Here is an 18,744-nt window from a genome sequence, read left to right on the forward strand (position 1 = left end):
TGGGTGGTTTCAAGTGGATAGGTAGTCATAAACCGTTACAATGGGTCTCGGCATCGCACTCCTCGTCGCAGTGCCCACCCTAAAGATCGGTGCCCAGCTTGGGGGCGATCTCTCGGCGTGGGTCGTGACGACCGCAACCATCGGCTTGGTCGGGGCAAGTATCATCGACCGGATTCTCGAAGGCGAGGAGGACGCTGGCGGTGGTGGCGGCGACGGGGGTATGGACGGCGACCTTGGTGGGGGTATGGACGATGATCTCGGCGGGGGGATGAACGATGACCTTGGCGGGGGTATGAACGATGACCTTGGCGGAGGCATGGATGACGACCTTGGTGGGATGGACGACGGCTTCGGTGACGGCGGGATGGATGATGACTTCGGCGGGATGGACGATGACTTCGGTGGTGGCGGTGGTGGCGACTTCGGCGGTGGTGGTGGTGGCGGCGGCAACACCGACGAGCTTGCTCACCAGATCGAAGAGCTAGAGACCGAGGTTTCCGATCTCTCTTCAACGGTCGGAACCATCCGCGAGGAAAACACCGAGATCAGCGAACGCGTCGAGGAGGTCGAAGAGGACGTCCGCAACCTGCTTGACATCTACGAGATGGTGACCCGCGGCATCAACCCCTTCGTCGACGATGGCGGTGGTGGCGGCGGTGCCGGCGGCGGCTTCGGCGGTGGCGGCGGCGACGGTGGCGGCCTCGGCCTGTTCGACGATGACGAGGAGGAGGCCGAGGATGTCGACGACTCGGTGATGGACGCCGACGCTGACGGCTTCTTCGACGACGAGCTGACCGAAGAAGAGATCGAACCCGCAGACGACGGCGGCGACGATGCCGGCGGCATGGACGAGAGCTTAGATGAGATGGGCGACGGTGAGTTCGCCGACGATCTCGATGCCGAGGATGATGACTTCGCCGACGACCTCGACGGCGGCGACGAGTTCACCGACGAGCTCGACGGCGGCGATGCTGAGAGCTTCGAAGACGGTGCTGAGGGGTTCGAGGATGACCTTGGCGGCGAAGATGACTTTGGTGACGACCTCGAAGATGATGCAAGTGATCAAGATATGTCCGGCGAAAAATCATTCAGCGAACTGAAAAACGAGTACGACTCCGGGGATGCCGAATGGGCCGACGAAGACGACCTCGACGACGGCGAGGATGATCTCGATGCCGAGATCGAGGATGAGTCTCCGTCCGACTCGTTCGATGAGGGCTTCGATGACGGCGGTGATGCCTTCGATGAGGGCTTCGACGAAGATGACGGCCTAGATGACGGCGGTGATGCCTTCGATGAGGGCTTCGACGAAGATGACGGCCTAGATGACGGCGGTGATGCCTTCGATGACAGCGAAGACGCCTTTGATGAGGGCAGCGACGCCTTTGAGAACGACGAGGCCTTCGATGACGGCGAGGATGCCTTTGATGAGGGCAGCGACGGCTTTGACGACGGCTTCGAGGAGGAACCCGAACCCGCCGACGCCGCCGGGACACCGGAGCCAGAGCCCGAACCTGACCCTGATCCTGCCGGAAGAGCCCAACAGGATGCCGGACAACAACAGGCCGACGGCCAGCCAGCCGGCGGTCGCCAACAGACCCAACAACGGGCACAACAACAGCAGGCGGGCAGCCAGCAGGCTGGTGGCCAAGCTCGGAGCCAACGCGGCGGCAACGAGGAGGCCGGCGGCTCACGGCCGCTGTCGCCGATCCGGGAGCGCGGTGCGGGTGACTTCGAATACGTCACCTCTGATCACCTCTCGACGGCCCGTGAAAAGCCCTACCTCACGACACTGCCGAGTGATTACCTCGGTGATCTTGTGATCATGGAGTGGCTGGAGTTCCTTGTTGATGAGTCGACCGTCACCGACGCCGCGCGCGCGGTCAACTACTACGAGCGCATCGAGTGGGTCGACCCCGCCGTCGCCGACCACCTTCGATCGTTCCTCTCCGGGTTTGGTAACGTCGATCGCAACAAGATCGACCGCCCAGGCACAGAGTATCTGACGCGTGAGCACCATATCCATAGTCTGAAATACATTATGCAGCTCAACGGTACCACCGCCACATCGGTCATTATCGACCGCTGGGACAGCTTTACTCCCGACGATGGGTTTTAGCGTCAGTGCCTCAACCGCGCTCATCTTCGCCGCACTGTTTTTAGCCCTCGGCATCTTCTACCCGGCAATGGCGAACAGCTACGAGCGCGTGCAAGCGGCTGATGCCGACCAAGCCGATCGCGCGCTCGATCAAGCCGACAGCGACATCCAGATCGACTCGACGGCGAGCGGGGAGGTCGATGTCACCAACAACGGCTCGACAGCACTTCCGGTCAACGAGACGGATCTGCTGCTTGACGGCGAGTACCAACCACGGAGCACTGTCACAACTGATGTGGGTGGCAACACAGCCACCGACCTCTGGCTGCCGGGTGAAACGCTAACGCTCGATCCGGATGCGGGCCTCAACGGTGTCGGTCAGGTACGGGTTGTCACCGAGCATGGTGTGAGTGCGTCAGCGGTGATCTAACATGGCGAGTGTCTCAGTCTCTCACCTGATCATCTTCATCGCCAGCCTCGTCGTCGCCGCCGGCGTCGCTGGGACGCTCACGACCGGCGTCGAACGCGTCAGCAACGCGGTTGAGGACGGCAGTCTCGATGTCAGCCAACAGGTGCGGACGGACATCGATATCGTGAGCGATCCCGCAAACCCGACCATCGACGGGACAACCGGCAATCTGACCGTTCACGTCCGCAACACCGGCTCACAGGCGATCTTCATACGTCCAGACGCCGTCGATATGGTGCTGAATGGCCAGTTCGTGACAAACAGTGATTTCACCATCACCGACGCCAACGGCGGGAAGACGGTGGCCCGCACCGGCGATGTGATGGCCATCGAGATCGACAGCAGTCTCGTTCAGTCCGGTGACAACAGATTATTCCTAACAATCAATAGCGATGAGGAAGTATATGCGTTTAGGAACTGACCAATGAGCACAGCACGTCGTGATATCCTGTCGATCGGGCTCGAAGGCCATGACCAGTTGAACGCCGAGCTCGGCGGCGGGTTCCCACCCGGCAGTATCGTTCTCATGGAGGGCGACTACGGGGCGGGGAAAAGCGCGCTGAGCCAGCGGTTTAGCTACGGGTTTACGCAGGAAAACACGACGGTAACCTATCTCTCGACGGAGCTGACTGTCAGCGGATTTATTGATCAAATGCACTCGCTGTCCTACGATGTCACCTCCGAACTGTTGGAGGAACAGCTCCTGTTTTTGAGTGCTGACTTCGACAGCGGTGGCGCGCTGCGTGGCAACGACGATAAAGAACGGAAAGAACTGCTCAAACGGCTGATGGACGCCGAGGCGATGTGGGAGCCGGATGTTATCATCATCGACACCTTCGATGCGATCCTCCGTAACGATCCCAAGTTCGAATCCCTCGTGCGCAACGACGAAGGACGGCAAGCCGCCCTTGAGATCATCTCGTATTTCCGTGATATGATCTCGATGGGGAAGCTGATCATCATCACCGTCGACCCCTCGACAGTCGACGACGATACGATCGATCCGTTCCGGTCGATCGCCGACGTCTTTATTGAGCTAGAGATGGCAGAGGTTGGCAGCGAAACCCGGCGATCGATCTCGGTGAAACGGTTTGCTGGGATGGGCGAACAGGTCGGTGACAGCATCGGGTTCTCGGTGCGCTCCGGCACCGGGATCGTCATCGAGAGCCGGAGTGTGGCCTAACGATGACCGATCAAGGGACGCCAACGCCATCAGACGAGCTCAGACAGGTCGCCAACCGGCGGCCCCACCTGCGGGAACACCTCCAGAAGTTCAAACAGATCGCCGGCGAGTTCCCGATGTTGGTTGAGGATCCCGAGGATTACGAAACCCGGCGACCAAACGTCATCTACCCGGTCGGCGGTGCGGTCTACTGTCACGTCTACGGTGACCTTGGCCAGAAGACGAAGTATTACACCATCGAGCCGTCGCTATCGGAGGATGAGACAGTCACCCTCCAGAAGGTCAAACGAAAGCTGCTGTCGACAAGCGGCCACAAGGAGTCACCGGATGATGATGCCGGCTACGACGACCTGATCGAGGAGTTACTCGATCAGACGACCTACGTCACCGACGGTGACATGTCGTTTTACGACCGGGTCAAACAGCTTTGGAACTTCGGGAAGGTGAAAGTCGACCAGAACACCTACGACAGCATCCGCTACCGGCTCAACCGCGATATCGTCGGGTTCGGGCCGCTGGAGCCGATTATGCGGGATGATCAAAACGAGGATATTCACGTTATCGGCCCCCATGAGACCCACGTCGATCATGCTACCTTCGGGATGCTGCCGACGACGGTCGACTTCGGCACCCCAAGTGAGTTCGACAACTGGCTGAAAAACATGGGCGAGCGGATGGGCGACCCGATCTCGGACTCAAATCCGATCGTCGACTCGACGATGCCCGATGGCTCCCGTATCAACATTATCTACTCCGACGACGTATCGCTAAAGGGGCCGTCGTTGACGATCCGGCAAGGTACCGAGGTGCCGTTGTCGATGATGCAGATCACCAACTGGGGGACGCTGTCGCCGATGATGGCGGCATACCTCTGGATCTGCCTCGAAAACGAACAGACGGTCTTCGTTGTCGGCGAAACAGCATCCGGAAAGACGACGACACTCAACGCCTCCTTCTCGTTTATTCCCCGGGATTCGAAGATTTACACCGCCGAGGATACCGCCGAGGTCATCCCACCCCACGACACCTGGCAGCAACTGCTGACCCGTGAGGGGATGGGCGACGAGGACGCCGAGGTCGACATGTTCGACCTTGTGGCGGCCGCCCTGCGGTCGCGGCCTGACTACATCATCGTCGGCGAGGTTCGTGGAGCCGAGGGGCGGATGGCGTTCCAGGCCGCCCAGACCGGCCACCCGGTCATGCTGACGTTCCACGCCTCGGATATCGTCACCATGATCCAGCGGTTTACCTCCGAGCCGATCAATGTCCCCGAGACGTTCATGGGGATCGCCGATGTCGCGCTGTTCCAAAACCGTGTCAAACAGGGCGAAGATGTGTTGCGACGTATCACAAGTGTCCAGGAGATCGAGGGCTACTCCTCGGAGATGGGCGGCGTCGTGACCCGGCAGGTCTTCGAGTGGGATCCCGTTGAGGACGAACACACGTTCAAGGGGATGAACAACTCCTACGTCTTAGAGGAACAGATCGCCCCCCTGCTTGGCTACGCCGATACCCGCCAGATTTATGAAACACTCAATCATCGTAAAGAGGTTGTCGACCGAATGATCCAAGAGGGGATTCTTGGCTACCACGAGGTCAACGATGCAATCGAATCGTTCCAACAAGACGGCGTCGAAGGGCTCCCGTTCACGATGAGTGCGGCGCCGGACATCAAGTAGTGGCTTATGGCGACACAAGAGGGCTCCGGCGACCGGCTGAACTCGCTGTTGGCGTTCGTCTCCGATGTCTTGGCCTCCTACAGCCGGCTGGATATGTCGCGGCGGCGGTATATGCTGCTCATCTTTCTGCCGACATTCAGCGTGTTTCTGTTGTCGATCGCGGCGGCGATCGTACTCCAGATCCCGGTGACCGCAAAGATCCCGATCCCCCTGCTTGGGTTGTTGGTATGGGTGACTGGCCTGTTGTATCCAAAGCTCTACATCACCCAGAAGCGAACCGAGATCGAGGATAAGTTCCATCTGGCGATGACACATCTGACGGTGTTGTCAACCACAAATATTGATCGCGTCGAGGTGTTTCGGCGGCTGGCGGCCGAAGACGAGTATGGAGCCCTCGCCGACGAGTTGGGTCAGATTGTCGGGCTTGTCGACACCTGGAATCAGAGTATCGATGACGCCTGTCGCCGGCGGGCCAAGGAGGTGCCAAGCGATGTGATGTCGGATCTCTACGAGCGGCTGGCATTTACCCTTGAGGCCGGCGAGGAGCTCAAGGAGTTCATGCTCGATGAGCAGGATTTTATCATCGAGAACTACGAGACAATCTACGAGGGCCAACTGGCCAACCTCGAGGTAATGGAGGATCTCTACATCTCGATGATCCTCTCGATGACCTTCGGGCTCGTCTTCGCGATCGTTCTCCCGATCCTGACGGGCGTCAACCCGACGGTGACCGTCTCGGCAGTCATCGGGTTGTTCTTTCTTGTCCAGGTGGCGTTCTTTTTCGTCATCCGGAACATCGCGCCCTACGATCCGGTGTGGTACTTTCCGGAGCCGCGGTTTGTCGAGGACAAGGAGCTGTGGGCGGCGATCTTTATCGGTAGCCTCGGCTCGCTGTCGATCATCTTCTTTATGGGGCTTGGCTTTCTCGGCATCGGCCCCGGGATCGACGGCGTGCTCTTCTTCCTTGATACCGTCCCGCTGCCGCTGTATGTCTCGATCCCCGTGACGCCGTTGTTGATTACGGGAATTGTCATGCGAATGGAGGAAGAGCGGATCAAGGAGCGCGACGAGCAGTATCCGAACTTTATTCGATCGTTGGGGACAGCCGAAACCGCCCAACAGGCGACGACCGTCGAGGTGTTGAAAACGCTTCGGCAGAAGGACTTCGGTGGGCTCACGCCGGTCATCAACCGGCTCTACCGACGGCTCAGTATGCGGCTCAGCCCGGAGAACGCGTGGGGGGATTTCTCACTGGAGGCCAAATCCTATCTGATGCAGAAGTACAGCGAGATGTATCTCGTCGGTCGCCAGATGGGTGGGACGCCACAGGTGCTTGGTGAGCTCATTAGCCAGAACATGAACACGATCAATCAGCTCCGCGAGCAACGCCGTCAAGAGACGGTGACGCTGATCGGGCTGCTGTATGGGATCTCGGCGGCGGCCGTCTTTGCGTTCTTCATCGGCCTTGAGGTCGCCAACATCCTCGGAGAGTTCTCCGGGGCGTTGACGCTGGATCAAGCGGAGTTTGGCCAGCTCATCTACACCCAGGCGTACAACGTTCCCGTCATCGAGTATCTGCTGTTGTTGGTTGTGTTGTTCAACGCCGCGCTGTCGTCGCTGATGATTCGGACGATCGACGGCGGCAACAAGGCAACCGCCTACGTCCACTTCGTGTTGTTGACCTGGCTCGGGGCGGGCGTGGCAATCTTCACCCGACAGGTCGTCAGCAGCCTCCTGCAGATCCAGATCTGAGCTGATCGGCCGACCGACGTGTTTTATCAGCCGGCCGTCGAAGCCGAGGATATGTCTGAGGCGTTTCCGGAGTTCGAGGTGATCCCGGCGGTCGATGTACAGGACGGCGAGGTCGTCCAACTCGTTGCCGGCGAGCGCGGCACAGAAACCCGGTACGGCGATCCTGTCGATGCCGCCGAGGGGTGGGTCGATCGCGGCGCGTCAACGCTGCATCTTGTTGATCTCGATGGGGCATTTGACGGCGAGCGTGTCAACGCCGATGCCTTCGGATCGATCATCGAGACCGCGTCGGTCGATCTCCAGATCGGCGGGGGGATCCGCACCGTCGACGACGCCGTCGACCTGCTCGATCTTGGTGTCGACCGCGTCATTCTGGGTACCGCCGCGGTCGAAACGCCCGAGATCGTCGCCGATATTTCGGATCATGAGTCGGGATCAGTCATGGTCAGTCTCGACGCAAAAGGCGGCGAGGTCGTCGTCTCGGGGTGGACAGAGGCCACCGGGCTCGATCCGGCCGCGGCGGCCGGTCGCTACGAGGAGTTGGGCGCGGGCGCGATCTTGCTCACCGATGTCGACGTTGAGGGACAGCTCGCCGGCGTCAACACTGATCTCGTCGAGGGCGTCTGTGCGGCCGTCGAGATCCCGGTCGTCGCCAGCGGTGGGGTGGCGACCATCGAGGATATCCGCGCACTCCGCGAGGCGGGTGCAGCCGCGGTCGTCGTCGGCACCGCACTCTACGAGGGCGAGTTCACGCTCAAAGATGCGATGGACGCGGTTGGTTCTGACTGACGGGCGTCGCCGAGGGAAACCACCATAGGCCCCCACGCTCTGAACACACCTATGAGCGATTCCTCAGCGAGCGATGCGGGCACCCGCGCGGCGGCCGTCAGCCGCGAAACCGGCGAGACGACGATCGATCTCACCCTCGACCTCGACGGCAACGGCGACAGCGAAGTCGACACCGGGATCGGATTTTTCGATCACATGCTGACCGCGTTGGCGACTCACGGCCTCGTCGATCTCACGGTGCAGTGTGACGGCGACCTCGCGGTCGACGACCACCACACCGTCGAAGATGTGGCGATTACCCTCGGAGAGGCGCTCGACGAAGCCCTCGGCGACAAACGCGGGATCGTTCGGTACGCTGATCGTCGGGTGCCGCTTGACGAAGCCCTCGCCTCGGTCGTTGTCGACATCAGCGGGCGACCGTACTTCGTCTTCGACGGCGAGTTTTCTCAGGCCGCGATCGGCGACTTTACCAGCGACATGGCGCGACATTTCGTCGAGTCGGTGGCGATGAACGCCGGGCTGACCGTCCACGCGAGCGTCGACGGCGACAACGCCCACCACGAGGTCGAAGCCCTGTTCAAAGCCTTCGCGCGCGCACTCGACGACGCAACTCGGATCGACGACCGGCGGAGTGACGCGCCAAGTACGAAGGGATCGCTGTAGGGGCGCGCCATGTTCGACGAAATCATGGGGAAGTTTGAGGGCAGCCCGAGCCAGCAGGCGGTGATCCGGCTGCTGCTTGAACGCGGCTTCTCGGTCAATGAGGCGGGCCGGGTCGTCTCCGGCGGCATCGAGATCCCGTTTACCGAGATCGCCCGCGAGATCGATGTCGACCGCCGGGTCGTCGACTCAACGACCGACGCGATACGGGACGACCCCGAACTCCAGCGCATCTTCGCAAACATCGACGCGATTCCAAGCTTGCGGGATCTTGCGCCCGTGTTAGATCTAACCGTGCTGACGGTCGAAGTCGCCGCCGCCAACGAGTCCGGCATTGTCGCCACGGTCACCGACCGGATCGCCGAGGCTGACATCTCGATCCGGCAGGTCATCAGCGAAGATCCGGAGTTCACCGACGAGCCGAAGCTGTATATCATCACCGACGAGTCGATCCCCGGCGACGTGCTGGTGTCGATCCGCGACCTCCCGTTCGTCCGGCGGGTCGAGTTCTGAGATGGAACGCGTCGAGCGAGCCGTCCGGATCGTCGCGGTACAGGCCGCGTTGCTGACGGCCGCGCTGCACCTGCTGTGGGCGATCCCACGGCTGTCACCGCCGATGCTTGCCGACTCGGTCGCCGACAGCCGGCCGTTTCTCTTTGTGCCCGCCGCCGTCCTCCTAATCGCGGTTGCGGTCGCCGTCTTTCGCGGCTATCGCTACCGCCGGCTCAGCTCACTCGGTGGCGGTACCCTCGCCGTCTTGCTCGTCGGCTATCCGCTGTGTCACGGCGGGAACGCGGCCGACGCGTTGTTGACCGAGCCGCTGGCGGTGGCAGCGGTTGCGGTCGAAGTCGTCGGCGTCGTTGCGTTCACCGGCCTCTATCACGTCCATCATCCTGATCGATTGGGATCAACCGCAGCCGCTGCTGACAACAATGACGCCCGCAACAACTGACCAGTATCGCTTAAGCCGTCCGCCGGCCAACCGCTTCGTGTGCCCGAGTCCTTTTCGACAGTCGCCGAGCGCGCGGAGGCCAACTTTGAGGTCAGCGGCTCGGAGTTCATCGGCTACGTCGCACCTGTCGAGACGGTTGCGGCTGCCGAGGCGGTCATCGAGGAAGTCGAAGCCGACCACCCAGAGGCGACACACGTCGTGCCCGCCTATCGTGTGCCGGCTGGGACTGCTTCGGCGGGTCAACCGGGGTCGGTGATGCTGCGGGAGTGGGCCAGCGACGACGGCGAGCCCAGCGGCTCCGCTGGTGATCCTGCGCTCAACGTCCTCGCTCAACAAGAGATCCGTAACGTCGTCGCCGCGGTCGTCCGATACTACGGCGGGACGAACCTCGGTGTCGGCGGGTTGGCGCGAGCGTATTCGCGAGGGGTTAAACAAGCCGTTGCGGCGGCTGGGATCGTCGAAGAGGTTCCGCATGAGCGGTTCGAAGCGACGGTTGCGTACGGCGATTCGGGAACAGTACGCGGGATTCTGGAATCCGAAGACGTCGAGTTCGATGCCAGCTACGAAGCAGCGGTTGAGTTCGTCGTTCGGGTACCCGTTGCGGAGGCTGGCGACCTGCGGGAACGACTGCGCAACGCGACGAGTGGGCGAGTCAGTATCGATGACTCCTGAGCAGACGACTTACACTGTCCCAAATGCCCGATCCCCAGCGTCGCCCAACCCCGGCACGATGAAGCCATCATCATCGAGTCTGTCGTCGATAGCGACCGTTAATACGTCAGCATCGGGGACGCTTTCGCTGACCCGCAGGACGCCCTCCGGAGCCGACACCGCTGATAGTGCGATCAGATCCTCGAAGCCAGCGGCGGCGTCAACAACATGATCGAGGACGGCACACATCGTCGACCCCGTCGCCAACATTGGGTCGGCGACGATGACGGTGTCGTCGGCCGTGATCTCTGGGAGTTTGAGGTAGCCGACCGTAATCGGGAACTCCCCGTCGTCGTTCATCCCCGCTTCCTCATCGCGGCTGGCGGAGATAACGCCCTGTCTGGCCTGCGGGAACGCCTTCATCAACCCCTCGACAAACGGTGTGGCTGCCCGGAGGACGGTGACGATGACAACGTCGTCGAGCCCGGTGACACGTTCGCCGGTGGTGTCGGCCAGCGGCGTCTGGAGCGGAACGAACTCCGTCTCCATCGCGCCGTCGATGATCTCATAGCCACAGACCCGCCCGAGTTCGATCAACCCCTCTCGGAAGGCGACCTGCTCGGTGTCGATCGATCGCAGCGTCGACAGCGTATCCTTCGCCAAGGCGTGGGTGATCAGGTATGCGTCCTCGCGCTGTTCAATTGGCATATGTGAGCAGGAGACAGCGATGGTAAAAACAGCCCCGATGGCGCGGCGGGCGGTAGCGACGTTTATGTGTCGGGACAGCACTAGAAACCGATAGCAGAATGGAGGAGAGCATCTCGGGGTTCAAGATCGACGGCGCGTGGGACGATGTGGTCGAACACGGCGAGCGCATCACCCAAGCCCTTCGAGACGAAGATATCGAGGATGCCGACGAGGAGGTTCGATCAGCCTTTAGGGAGTGGGACGAGTGGCGACCCAAAGCCCACGAACAGCTCAACACGGATGTCAACGAGAAAACAGCCGAGCAGGCCAGCGTTGCCGAAGGCAAGGGCGAAAAGGCGGGCAAGGCCGCAAGCGACGATGTGAAAAAGGCCGGCGAGAAGCTCTCGGAGTCCTACAAACGGATGGAAAACGGTGACGACGAAGGGGCTGTCGAGAACTGGCAGGACTCTATCGGCTACGTCACCAGAGCAGCCGACTCGGTCGGCCGAAAGGCGATTCGCACCGTCGAAAACACCGTCTACCAGAACGTGATGACACAGCTGTCGCCGTACTACTTCGACAACGAGCTCGTCAGCGCGAACATCAAACAACAGGGCCGCGGTGGCGACGACGAACAGTTCGTCTTCGAGGTCAACATCAACGACGACGAGTTGAAATCGGCAGTCTCCGAACGCCTTGGCGAGTACGAGGACACGATCGACCGCTGGCATGTCACAACTGAGAAGGAAACCGATATCGCCGAGGCCGCAGAGGGGGTTGAGGCCCCGGAGCCCGCAAGCGACGATACACAGTCGACGACAAACTGAGCGACCCCTAACGCACCGATTCCACAAACGCATGGACACAACACGCACCATCGAAGCCGGCGAGCTATCGGCCGACGAGATCATCAACGCGCTACGGGGCGGTCAGCGGCTGCAAGTAAGCGTCGAACTACTCGACCAACAGCATCAGATCACCCTTCGGTATGACGGCGAGACATACTACTGTGAAACCCCGACACGGTTGCACAGACACAGTGATGAGGCAGCGATGCGCGCCTGTATCAAGGAACGTGGCTACGCCGCAGTCCCCGAGGAGTCGGCGTAGTTTTACGGGACGAACGCGGATAATAACCGTATGGGCTCCGCATCGACACCCGAGGCTCTCGCCGAGGACAGCGATCTTGATTTTACCCACCTGTTGTCCTGTGTGTTCGGGATCCGGGATCACGAACGCCGAACCTACCTCACGTTACACAACCACGCTGGCAGCACCGTCGAGGAGTTAGCGGCTGTCCTTGATCGGGATCGAAGCAATGTCAACCGGTCGCTGTCGACACTCCATCAGAAAGGGCTCGTCGAACGGGAACGACGCCTGCTAGATTCGGGTGGCTACGTCTATCAGTACACCGCCGTCGATATCGACGCCGCCAGAGAGATGCTGCATGCAGGACTCGACGAGTGGGTGGATGCCGTCCACGACGAGATCGATCAGTTTGGAACCGACGAGTCGTAACCGACCGGCTTTTTACCGCGCCGCGACCATACGCAGATAATGAGTCTTGAGCTGTCCGCGCCGCCACAGTCGGAGCCGGCGTGTGCCGACGACGGGGTCTGGTTGGAATGTATCGACTGCGGCGAGCAGTTTGCGCCCTTCGAGGAGATCCACTACACCTGTGCCGACTGCGATGGGCTCCTCGAAGTCCGGTACGCCGACCCGCCGACCTTCGAGGCGTTCGAGGGAAGCGGCGTCTGGCGGTACAACGCGGCCCTTCCGTTCAAGCGAGGCGTCACGCTCCCGGAGGGCGATACCCCGCTGCATGAGGTGCCACGGCTTCGCGAGGAGATCGGCGTCGACAGCCTCCGAATCAAACACGAGGGGATGAACCCAACCGGCGCGTTCAAGGATCGTGGGATGACCGTCGGCGTCGCCGTTGCCAAGGAACTCGGCGTCGGTCGGCTGGCCTGTGCCTCGACCGGTAATACCAGCGCGGCACTGGCTGCCTACGGGGCCCGTGGCGACATGGAGACGCTCGTGTTGCTCCCAAAGGGTAAGGTTGCCGCCGGTAAGATCGCCCAAGCTAGCCTCCATGACGCGCGTATTCTTGAGGTTGACGGCAACTTCGATAGCTGTCTCGATATCGTCCAAGAGCTTGCTGGCCGCGGTGAGGTCTACCTGCTCAACTCACTGAATCCATTCCGGCTTGAGGGCCAGAAAACCATCGGCTTTGAGATCCTCGAAGAGCATTATGAGGAGTACGGCGAGTATCCGGACCGGATCGTGCTGCCGGTCGGCAACGCCGGCAACACCGCGGCCCTCTACAAGGCGTTCCGCGAACTCGTTGCGAGTGGCGCTCTCGAGGAAAGCGAGGTGCCGACACTCACCGGTGTCCAAGCGGAGGGGGCGGCACCGATGGTTGAGGCCGTCAGAAACAATCGTGACGAGATCCAGCGGTGGGATGACGTGGAGACACGCGCAACGGCAATCCGTATCGGCAACCCCGTCAACGCGCCGAAGGCCCTGCCGGGGATCTACAACACCGGCGGTACCGCTGTCGCCGTTAGTGACGACGAGATCACCGCCGCGCAGCGACAACTCGCTGAGACGGGGGTCGGCGTCGAACCCGCCTCCGCGGCGTCGGTCGCTGGGCTGCGCAAGCTTCGGGCGAGTGGCGAAATCAGTGCCGACGAATCGGTTGTCTGTCTGACGACCGGTCATCTGTTGAAAGACCCAGACGAGGCCTTCAATGCTGGCGGTGATCCCGAGCCGGTGCCGAACGACACTGATGCCGTGTTGGAACATATCAACGATAGCAATGAGACGGTGGCTGGACGTGTGGCACAGCAGTTCTCGAAGGTAGCCGACTCCTCGGCGGTGCCGGCTATCATTGGTGGCGGGCTTGGACTCGCCTATCTTGGCTATCGAGTGCTGCGATCAGACGACGCCTGACGGGAACCGCACCGTCCTGTCGGTTCCGATGACCTGAGCTGGTTTTGTTGCAAATTTTAACTTTTGAGGTTGAGGCGTCGCACTCACCGTTTCACTGATGCGTTACCATTGGTCTCTATTCGTTTGAGTATCAATCCTGAAAACTTGCGGGGTAGATATATACCCATCCTCTACGTTTATCCGATAGCGTCTGACCTATTCCGGGCAGGCGTACTACTCCCATGTTCGACACTGACGATCGAGGTCAGGTAGGGATAGGTACACTCATCGTGTTCATCGCGATGGTGCTCGTCGCAGCGATCGCGGCGGGTGTGCTTATCAATACCGCTGGCCTCCTGCAAGCACAGGCACAGCAAACAGGTGAAGAGACGACTGCTGAAGTGAGTGATGTTGTTCAGATTACTGAGGTTATAGGAACAGACTCACTAGACGGTGATAGCGATGGAAAGCTAGATCTAATCAACGCCTCGGTTCGGCTAGCATCTGGATCCGATCCGGTGAATGTGAGTCAAGCATCGTACACCATCTCAAGTCCACGAGGCAACGCTACTGTAATAAGTGGAAATAACAACGATAATGGTGCAATTAGTCATACCCGAATTCAAGGTATGGATAGTAGCGATGGCTCAGTCCTTAAAGATCAAGAAGATCTGCTAGCGGTAGAGATTGACCTAGAGAAGGAAAATGGGATTGAACCGCTTGGAGAGTCACAGAGTGTCAAACTTATACTTCAAGCACCCGCTGGCGGACAGACATTCAAGGAACTGAAGACACCGCGGAATATTGAGGACAGCGAGTCAGACAGCTACATCCTCTAAGCTGACCGCTGCTTTCTTTTGAAATACATTTATTACCTCCGTTGGTTCTGTGTATATAGAAGAATCTTTGATTATCAGTATTAATAAGCGAAGGATGAGACATATATGAATCCGCGTTCATAGATTGAATATCGTCTGACCCGTTCCGGGCAGGCGTACGAATACCATGTTCGACACAGACGATCGAGGTCAGGTGGGAATCGGGACGCTCATCGTGTTCATCGCGATGGTTTTAGTCGCAGCGATTGCGGCAGGTGTCCTGATCAACACTGCAGGCCTTCTACAAGCACAGGCACAACAAACAGGTGAAGAAACAACCGCCGAAGTCAGTGACGTCATACAAGTCGGTGAAGTGGTCGGGTTTGAAGCAAACGTTAAGCAGGATCCCAGTACTAATTCTGCTGAGAATAAAACAATCACACACGTAAACGCATCCCTTCGGCTTGCCTCAGGTTCCGATCCAATCAATGTGAGCCAGGCCTCGTACACCATCTCAAGCCCACGAGGAGAAGCAACTGTATTGAGTGGTAATAACCGCACGAATGATGCAATTGAATATTTCCAAGTCCAAGGAATGGACGGTGACGACGGTACCGTTCTGAAAGATCAAGAGGATCTGCTTACGGCTGAGATAAACCTAACTAGCCAGAGTGGGATCTCTGGGCTCGAGTCATCAGAGTCAATAAAGCTCATCATCCAAGCACCTGCAGGTGGACAGACGTTCAAGGAACTGAAGACACCGCGGAACATCGAAGAGAACTCCAGCTTCATCCTCTAAGTCGAGCGTAGTTTTTCTACCGTTTTTATCGGGTGAAGTCGTCTGCCACGGCGAACGATAATATTGCGACAATAATTTTCATGATAGAAAAGTTGCAAATGGCGACTATCGCTGCTAAATGCAGCTATTCTTGATCAAGCGTAATCGACGTGATATCGGTGATCCGCTCGTCGGCAAGCAGTTGCTCGACAACCGCATCCGGCACATCGACATCCAGATTGTAGACCGTGAGTGCTTCGCCGCCGATCGTCTCGCGAGCGTTGAACATCCCGGCGATGTTGATGTCGTTATCGCCGAGGACGCCACCGATGAAGCCGATGACACCGGGCGCATCCTTGTTGCGCGCAACAACCATATGCCCCGACGGAATGGCATCGACGCGATAGCCATCGATACGGACGATCCGTGGATCATCGCCCGCAAACAGCGTCCCCGAGACGGTCAGTTCCGTCTCGCCGTCGTCGACGGTGACGCTGACGAGACTCTGGAAATCGTCTGTCTGTCGCGTTTTCGACTCGATGACATCGATCCCACGATCCTCCGCGAGCTGTGGGGCGTTGACCGAGTTGACCTGCCATTCAAGCGGCGTGAAGACGCCTTTCAGCGCGCTGGCGGTGACGAGATCAATGTCTTCCTCAGCGATATCGCCCTCGTAGCTGACCTCGACTGATTCGATGCGCTCGCCAAGCAGGGTGGCGGCGATCTTGCCGGCGGTTTCGGTGAGTCCAAGATACGGCTCAATCCGCGGGAAGGCGGTCTCATCGACCGATGGTGCGTTCAGGGCGTTGAGCACCGGCTCCTCGTTGAACGCGGCGATCACCTGGTCGGCGGTGTCGACGGCGACGTTCTCTTGGGCGGCCTCGGTCGACGCGCCGAGATGCGGCGTGACGACGATCTCGTCGACATCCAACAGCGGTGAGTCCTCACTAAGCGGTTCCTCGGCAAACACGTCGAGTGCCGCGCCGGCCATCGGGCCGTCCTCGACGGCCGCAGCGAGGGCAGCCTCGTCGACGATCCCGCCACGGGCACAGTTGATGAGGAATCCGTCGTCCAGCAGTTCGAGTTCGTCGCTGCTGATCATGTTTTCTGTCTCCGGGAGCAGCGGCGTGTGGATCGTCACGAAGTCAGCGAGCTCGAGGCACTCATCGAGGTCGTCGATAAGCTCTGCGCCAAACTGGTCGGCGCGCTCCTGAGAGATGTAGGGATCGAAGACGACAAGATCCATTCCAAGGCTGTCAAGCCGTTTGGCGACCTCCTGGCCGACACGGCCGAGCCCGACGATGCCCAGTGTCTTGTTGTTGACCTCGTAGCCGAGATACTCAGATTTCGCCCACTCGCCGTCTTTCAGGCGGGTATGGGACTGCGGGATCCAGCGGGCGGCGGCAAAGGCCATCGCTACCGTATGTTCGGCGGCGGCGCGGACGTTGCCCTGCGGCGCGTTGGCGACGATGACGCCGTGGTCGGTGGCGGCTTCGATGTCGATGTTGTCGACGCCGATGCCGGCCCGTCCGACGATGACGAGGTCGTCGGCCGCCGCAAAGACCGCCTCGCTCACGTCGGTTCCCGAGCGGACGATCAGGGCGTTGGCATCGGCGACCGCATCCAGTAGTGCGTCGCCATCGATTTCATACTCGGTCTGCACCTCGTGGCCGGCTTCACGCAACCGATCGAGTCCTGTGTCATCGATCGGATCCGTGACGAGTACCTTCATACCGAATCGATCCCGGGCAGCGGGGTAAAGCGTTTCCACTTCGGGTAGCGATTCGATCTCTTTTATTGTCACAGCAAAACACGCGGCTGCCAGCAGCAAGGTGTGTGCGATTGTGGCTGCAACTGCGCCCTACAGCGGTGGCTCGTCGGTAGCCTCGATCAACCTCTCTTTTTCGCTTCGGCGGAGCTGTTTGATCTCATACTCACGGCTCATCGCGGTGGATTTCGAGTCGAACGCGGCGAGATAGACACACGTGACCGGTGTTCGGCCACGGGTGTATTTTGCGCCGTCGCCGGCGTTGTGCTCGGTAAGTCGGCGTTCGGGATCGGTTGTGTAGCCGGCGTAGTAGCTCTCGTCGGCACAGCGGAGGATGTAGACGTAGTGATCGGCGTCGAGTGTGGTCATATCGTGACGGTAGCTGTGAGTGCCGAAAGGGAGGTAAGTCGTTGGTTTCGACCGGCGGCCGTCAGCAGCGTCGCGATCGCGCCGTATATAAACCCACCGTCTCCGGAGATCAATGAGGTGGCGATTCGGTGCACACAGCACTCAAGCCGACCGGATCGGCGGGCGAGCGTGTCGGGACATGGTAATCCTTATTATGGAGGCTGGGGTACGAGGCACTGCATGGCAGATCTTATCGTCAAAGCAGCGGTCAAAGAGGCCCTGAGCGACAAGAACGTAGCTTCTGATTTCTACGACGCACTCGATGCGGAAGTCGAGGAGCTACTCGAAGACGCAGCCCGACGTGCCGAGGATAACGATCGGAAGACGGTGCAGCCGCGCGACCTCTAAGTCGGCACTCGTTGTTCCTGCTTTTTTGACACCGCCGAGTGATATCGCTCGCCGAGGCGTTAGTACGTCGTCGTCGAGACGCCGTCAGCCGTGCCGACCGAAACGGTTGTTGCACACTCAATGAACAATCCATGTTCAACGACGCCCGTCACCGCCGAGAGTTGTGTCGCCAGCGATTCGGGATCGGCAATCGTTCCAAAGTCGACATCGCAGACGAGGTTTCCGTTGTCGGTGACGACCGGGCCGTCCTTGTTGGCCGCATCACGGAGCATCGGCTCCCCGCCGAGTGAACGGACGGCATCGGCGACAACCGTGTGGGCGTCCGGCAGCACTTCGAGTGCCACCGGGTGATCGAGAGCGTCGGTGAGCTTTGTCTCATCGACGACGAGATGGACGGCGTCGGCCGCAGTGGCGACAAGCTTCTCCCGGCTGTGGGCCGCGCCGCCGCCTTTGAGACAGCTACCAGTGTCACGGACGAACTGATCGGCTCCGTCGATAGCGATGTCGACCCCGTCGACCGAATCGAGGCTACGGAGCGGAATTCCACAGTCGAGGGCGCGTTGGCGAGCCCCGAAGGAGGTCGGGACGCCGACAATATCGAGGCCATCGTCGACAGCGTCACCTAGTGCCTCGATGGCGTAGGCTGCGGTACTCCCGGTGCCGAGGCCGACGACCATCCCCGGCTCAACGGTGTCGGCTGCGGCCTCGCCGGCGCGTCGTTTCGCGGCGTCGCTGCCACCAGTCGATTTCATACCTGAGGGTGTCTCACGGAA

22 protein-coding genes are annotated in these 18,744 nt (G+C 60.0%); 18 read left to right on the forward strand and 4 right to left on the reverse strand.

What is annotated here, in order from left to right:
- Nucleotides 1-40: 40 nt before the first annotated feature.
- Genes DP106_RS01645 through DP106_RS01695 form a run of 11 tightly spaced genes read left to right on the forward strand, consistent with a single transcriptional unit; the run spans nt 41 to nt 10,254 of the window.
- Nucleotides 41-2,119, forward strand: a complete 2,079-nt coding sequence (locus tag DP106_RS01645) for a FlaD/FlaE family flagellar protein (RefSeq protein WP_120082873.1) — start codon at nt 41-43, stop codon at nt 2,117-2,119.
- Nucleotides 2,109-2,528, forward strand: coding sequence for a flagellin (locus DP106_RS01650; RefSeq protein WP_120082874.1), 420 nt, complete (start codon nt 2,109-2,111; stop codon nt 2,526-2,528). Before DP106_RS01645 ends, DP106_RS01650 begins: the two co-directional genes overlap by 11 nt.
- 1 nt (nt 2,529) lies before the next feature.
- Complete coding sequence (locus tag DP106_RS01655) at nt 2,530-2,988, forward strand: flagellar protein G (protein ID WP_120082875.1); 459 nt, start codon at nt 2,530-2,532, stop codon at nt 2,986-2,988.
- 3 nt (nt 2,989-2,991) lie between these two features.
- The gene (locus tag DP106_RS01660) at nt 2,992-3,750 is read left to right on the forward strand and encodes an ATPase domain-containing protein (protein ID WP_120082877.1); all 759 of its coding nucleotides are present in this window, start codon (nt 2,992-2,994) and stop codon (nt 3,748-3,750) included.
- Between the two features lie 2 nt (nt 3,751-3,752).
- Nucleotides 3,753-5,429 (forward strand): type II/IV secretion system ATPase subunit, encoded by a 1,677-nt coding sequence (locus tag DP106_RS01665; RefSeq protein ID WP_120082878.1) that lies wholly within the window; start codon nt 3,753-3,755, stop codon nt 5,427-5,429.
- A 6-nt stretch (nt 5,430-5,435) separates the two neighbouring features.
- Nucleotides 5,436-7,181: an archaellar assembly protein FlaJ gene (gene flaJ, locus DP106_RS01670; protein ID WP_120082879.1), complete on the forward strand. Its 1,746-nt coding sequence runs from the start codon at nt 5,436-5,438 to the stop codon at nt 7,179-7,181.
- A 51-nt stretch (nt 7,182-7,232) separates the two neighbouring features.
- Nucleotides 7,233-7,970, forward strand: a complete 738-nt coding sequence (gene hisA / locus DP106_RS01675) for a 1-(5-phosphoribosyl)-5-[(5-phosphoribosylamino)methylideneamino]imidazole-4-carboxamide isomerase (protein ID WP_120083210.1) — start codon at nt 7,233-7,235, stop codon at nt 7,968-7,970.
- Between the two features lie 51 nt (nt 7,971-8,021).
- A complete protein-coding gene (gene hisB, locus DP106_RS01680; protein WP_120082880.1) occupies nt 8,022-8,633 on the forward strand; it encodes an imidazoleglycerol-phosphate dehydratase HisB in 612 nt (203 codons plus the stop codon).
- A 9-nt stretch (nt 8,634-8,642) separates the two neighbouring features.
- A complete protein-coding gene (locus DP106_RS01685; RefSeq protein WP_120082881.1) occupies nt 8,643-9,143 on the forward strand; it encodes an amino acid-binding protein in 501 nt (166 codons plus the stop codon).
- A 1-nt stretch (nt 9,144) separates the two neighbouring features.
- Nucleotides 9,145-9,582: a hypothetical protein gene (locus tag DP106_RS01690; RefSeq protein ID WP_120082882.1), complete on the forward strand. Its 438-nt coding sequence runs from the start codon at nt 9,145-9,147 to the stop codon at nt 9,580-9,582.
- A 39-nt stretch (nt 9,583-9,621) separates the two neighbouring features.
- Nucleotides 9,622-10,254 (forward strand): IMPACT family protein, encoded by a 633-nt coding sequence (locus tag DP106_RS01695; protein WP_120082884.1) that lies wholly within the window; start codon nt 9,622-9,624, stop codon nt 10,252-10,254.
- A 9-nt stretch (nt 10,255-10,263) separates the two neighbouring features.
- Here DP106_RS01695 and upp read toward each other — a convergent pair whose 3' ends face one another.
- Entirely contained in the window at nt 10,264-10,941 is a 678-nt protein-coding gene (gene upp / locus DP106_RS01700; RefSeq protein ID WP_120082885.1) for a uracil phosphoribosyltransferase, read from the reverse strand.
- A gap of 98 nt (nt 10,942-11,039) precedes the next feature.
- Here upp and DP106_RS01705 point away from each other — a divergent pair, with 98 nt between their 5' ends.
- The 6 genes from DP106_RS01705 (at nt 11,040) to DP106_RS01730 (ending at nt 15,468) form a co-directional block, all read left to right on the forward strand.
- Nucleotides 11,040-11,747: a DUF5828 family protein gene (locus DP106_RS01705; RefSeq protein ID WP_120082886.1), complete on the forward strand. Its 708-nt coding sequence runs from the start codon at nt 11,040-11,042 to the stop codon at nt 11,745-11,747.
- Between the two features lie 31 nt (nt 11,748-11,778).
- A complete protein-coding gene (locus tag DP106_RS01710; RefSeq protein ID WP_120082888.1) occupies nt 11,779-12,030 on the forward strand; it encodes an NUDIX hydrolase in 252 nt (83 codons plus the stop codon).
- Nucleotides 12,031-12,060: 30 nt separating this feature from the next.
- The gene (locus DP106_RS01715; protein WP_120082889.1) at nt 12,061-12,438 is read left to right on the forward strand and encodes a helix-turn-helix domain-containing protein; all 378 of its coding nucleotides are present in this window, start codon (nt 12,061-12,063) and stop codon (nt 12,436-12,438) included.
- Nucleotides 12,439-12,477: 39 nt separating this feature from the next.
- Nucleotides 12,478-13,872 carry a threonine synthase gene (gene thrC / locus DP106_RS01720; protein WP_120082890.1) on the forward strand — a complete coding sequence of 465 codons (1,395 nt, stop codon included), beginning with the start codon at nt 12,478-12,480 and terminating at the stop codon, nt 13,870-13,872.
- Between the two features lie 221 nt (nt 13,873-14,093).
- Nucleotides 14,094-14,690: an archaellin/type IV pilin N-terminal domain-containing protein gene (locus DP106_RS01725; protein WP_120082891.1), complete on the forward strand. Its 597-nt coding sequence runs from the start codon at nt 14,094-14,096 to the stop codon at nt 14,688-14,690.
- 166 nt (nt 14,691-14,856) lie between these two features.
- On the forward strand, nt 14,857-15,468 hold the full coding sequence (locus DP106_RS01730) for an archaellin/type IV pilin N-terminal domain-containing protein (protein ID WP_120082893.1): 612 nt from the start codon (nt 14,857-14,859) through the stop codon (nt 15,466-15,468).
- Nucleotides 15,469-15,592: 124 nt separating this feature from the next.
- Here DP106_RS01730 and serA read toward each other — a convergent pair whose 3' ends face one another.
- Both serA and DP106_RS01740 read right to left on the reverse strand, forming a co-directional pair.
- Entirely contained in the window at nt 15,593-17,179 is a 1,587-nt protein-coding gene (gene serA / locus DP106_RS01735) for a phosphoglycerate dehydrogenase (RefSeq protein WP_120082894.1), read from the reverse strand.
- Between the two features lie 129 nt (nt 17,180-17,308).
- Nucleotides 17,309-17,584: a GIY-YIG nuclease family protein gene (locus tag DP106_RS01740; RefSeq protein WP_120082897.1), complete on the reverse strand. Its 276-nt coding sequence runs from the start codon at nt 17,582-17,584 to the stop codon at nt 17,309-17,311.
- Between the two features lie 219 nt (nt 17,585-17,803).
- Between DP106_RS01740 and DP106_RS01745 the strand changes: the two genes are divergently transcribed.
- Complete coding sequence (locus tag DP106_RS01745) at nt 17,804-17,971, forward strand: DUF1931 family protein (RefSeq protein ID WP_021041298.1); 168 nt, start codon at nt 17,804-17,806, stop codon at nt 17,969-17,971.
- A 59-nt stretch (nt 17,972-18,030) separates the two neighbouring features.
- On the opposite strand, the gene rpiA is transcribed toward DP106_RS01745, so the two are convergent.
- Nucleotides 18,031-18,723 (reverse strand): ribose-5-phosphate isomerase RpiA, encoded by a 693-nt coding sequence (gene rpiA, locus DP106_RS01750; RefSeq protein WP_120082898.1) that lies wholly within the window; start codon nt 18,721-18,723, stop codon nt 18,031-18,033.
- Between the last annotated feature and the right edge of the window lie 21 nt (nt 18,724-18,744).

Origin of the sequence: Halonotius pteroides (assembly GCF_003605635.1) — an archaeon.
GTDB classification, from domain to species: Archaea; Halobacteriota; Halobacteria; order Halobacteriales; family Haloferacaceae; genus Halonotius; species Halonotius pteroides.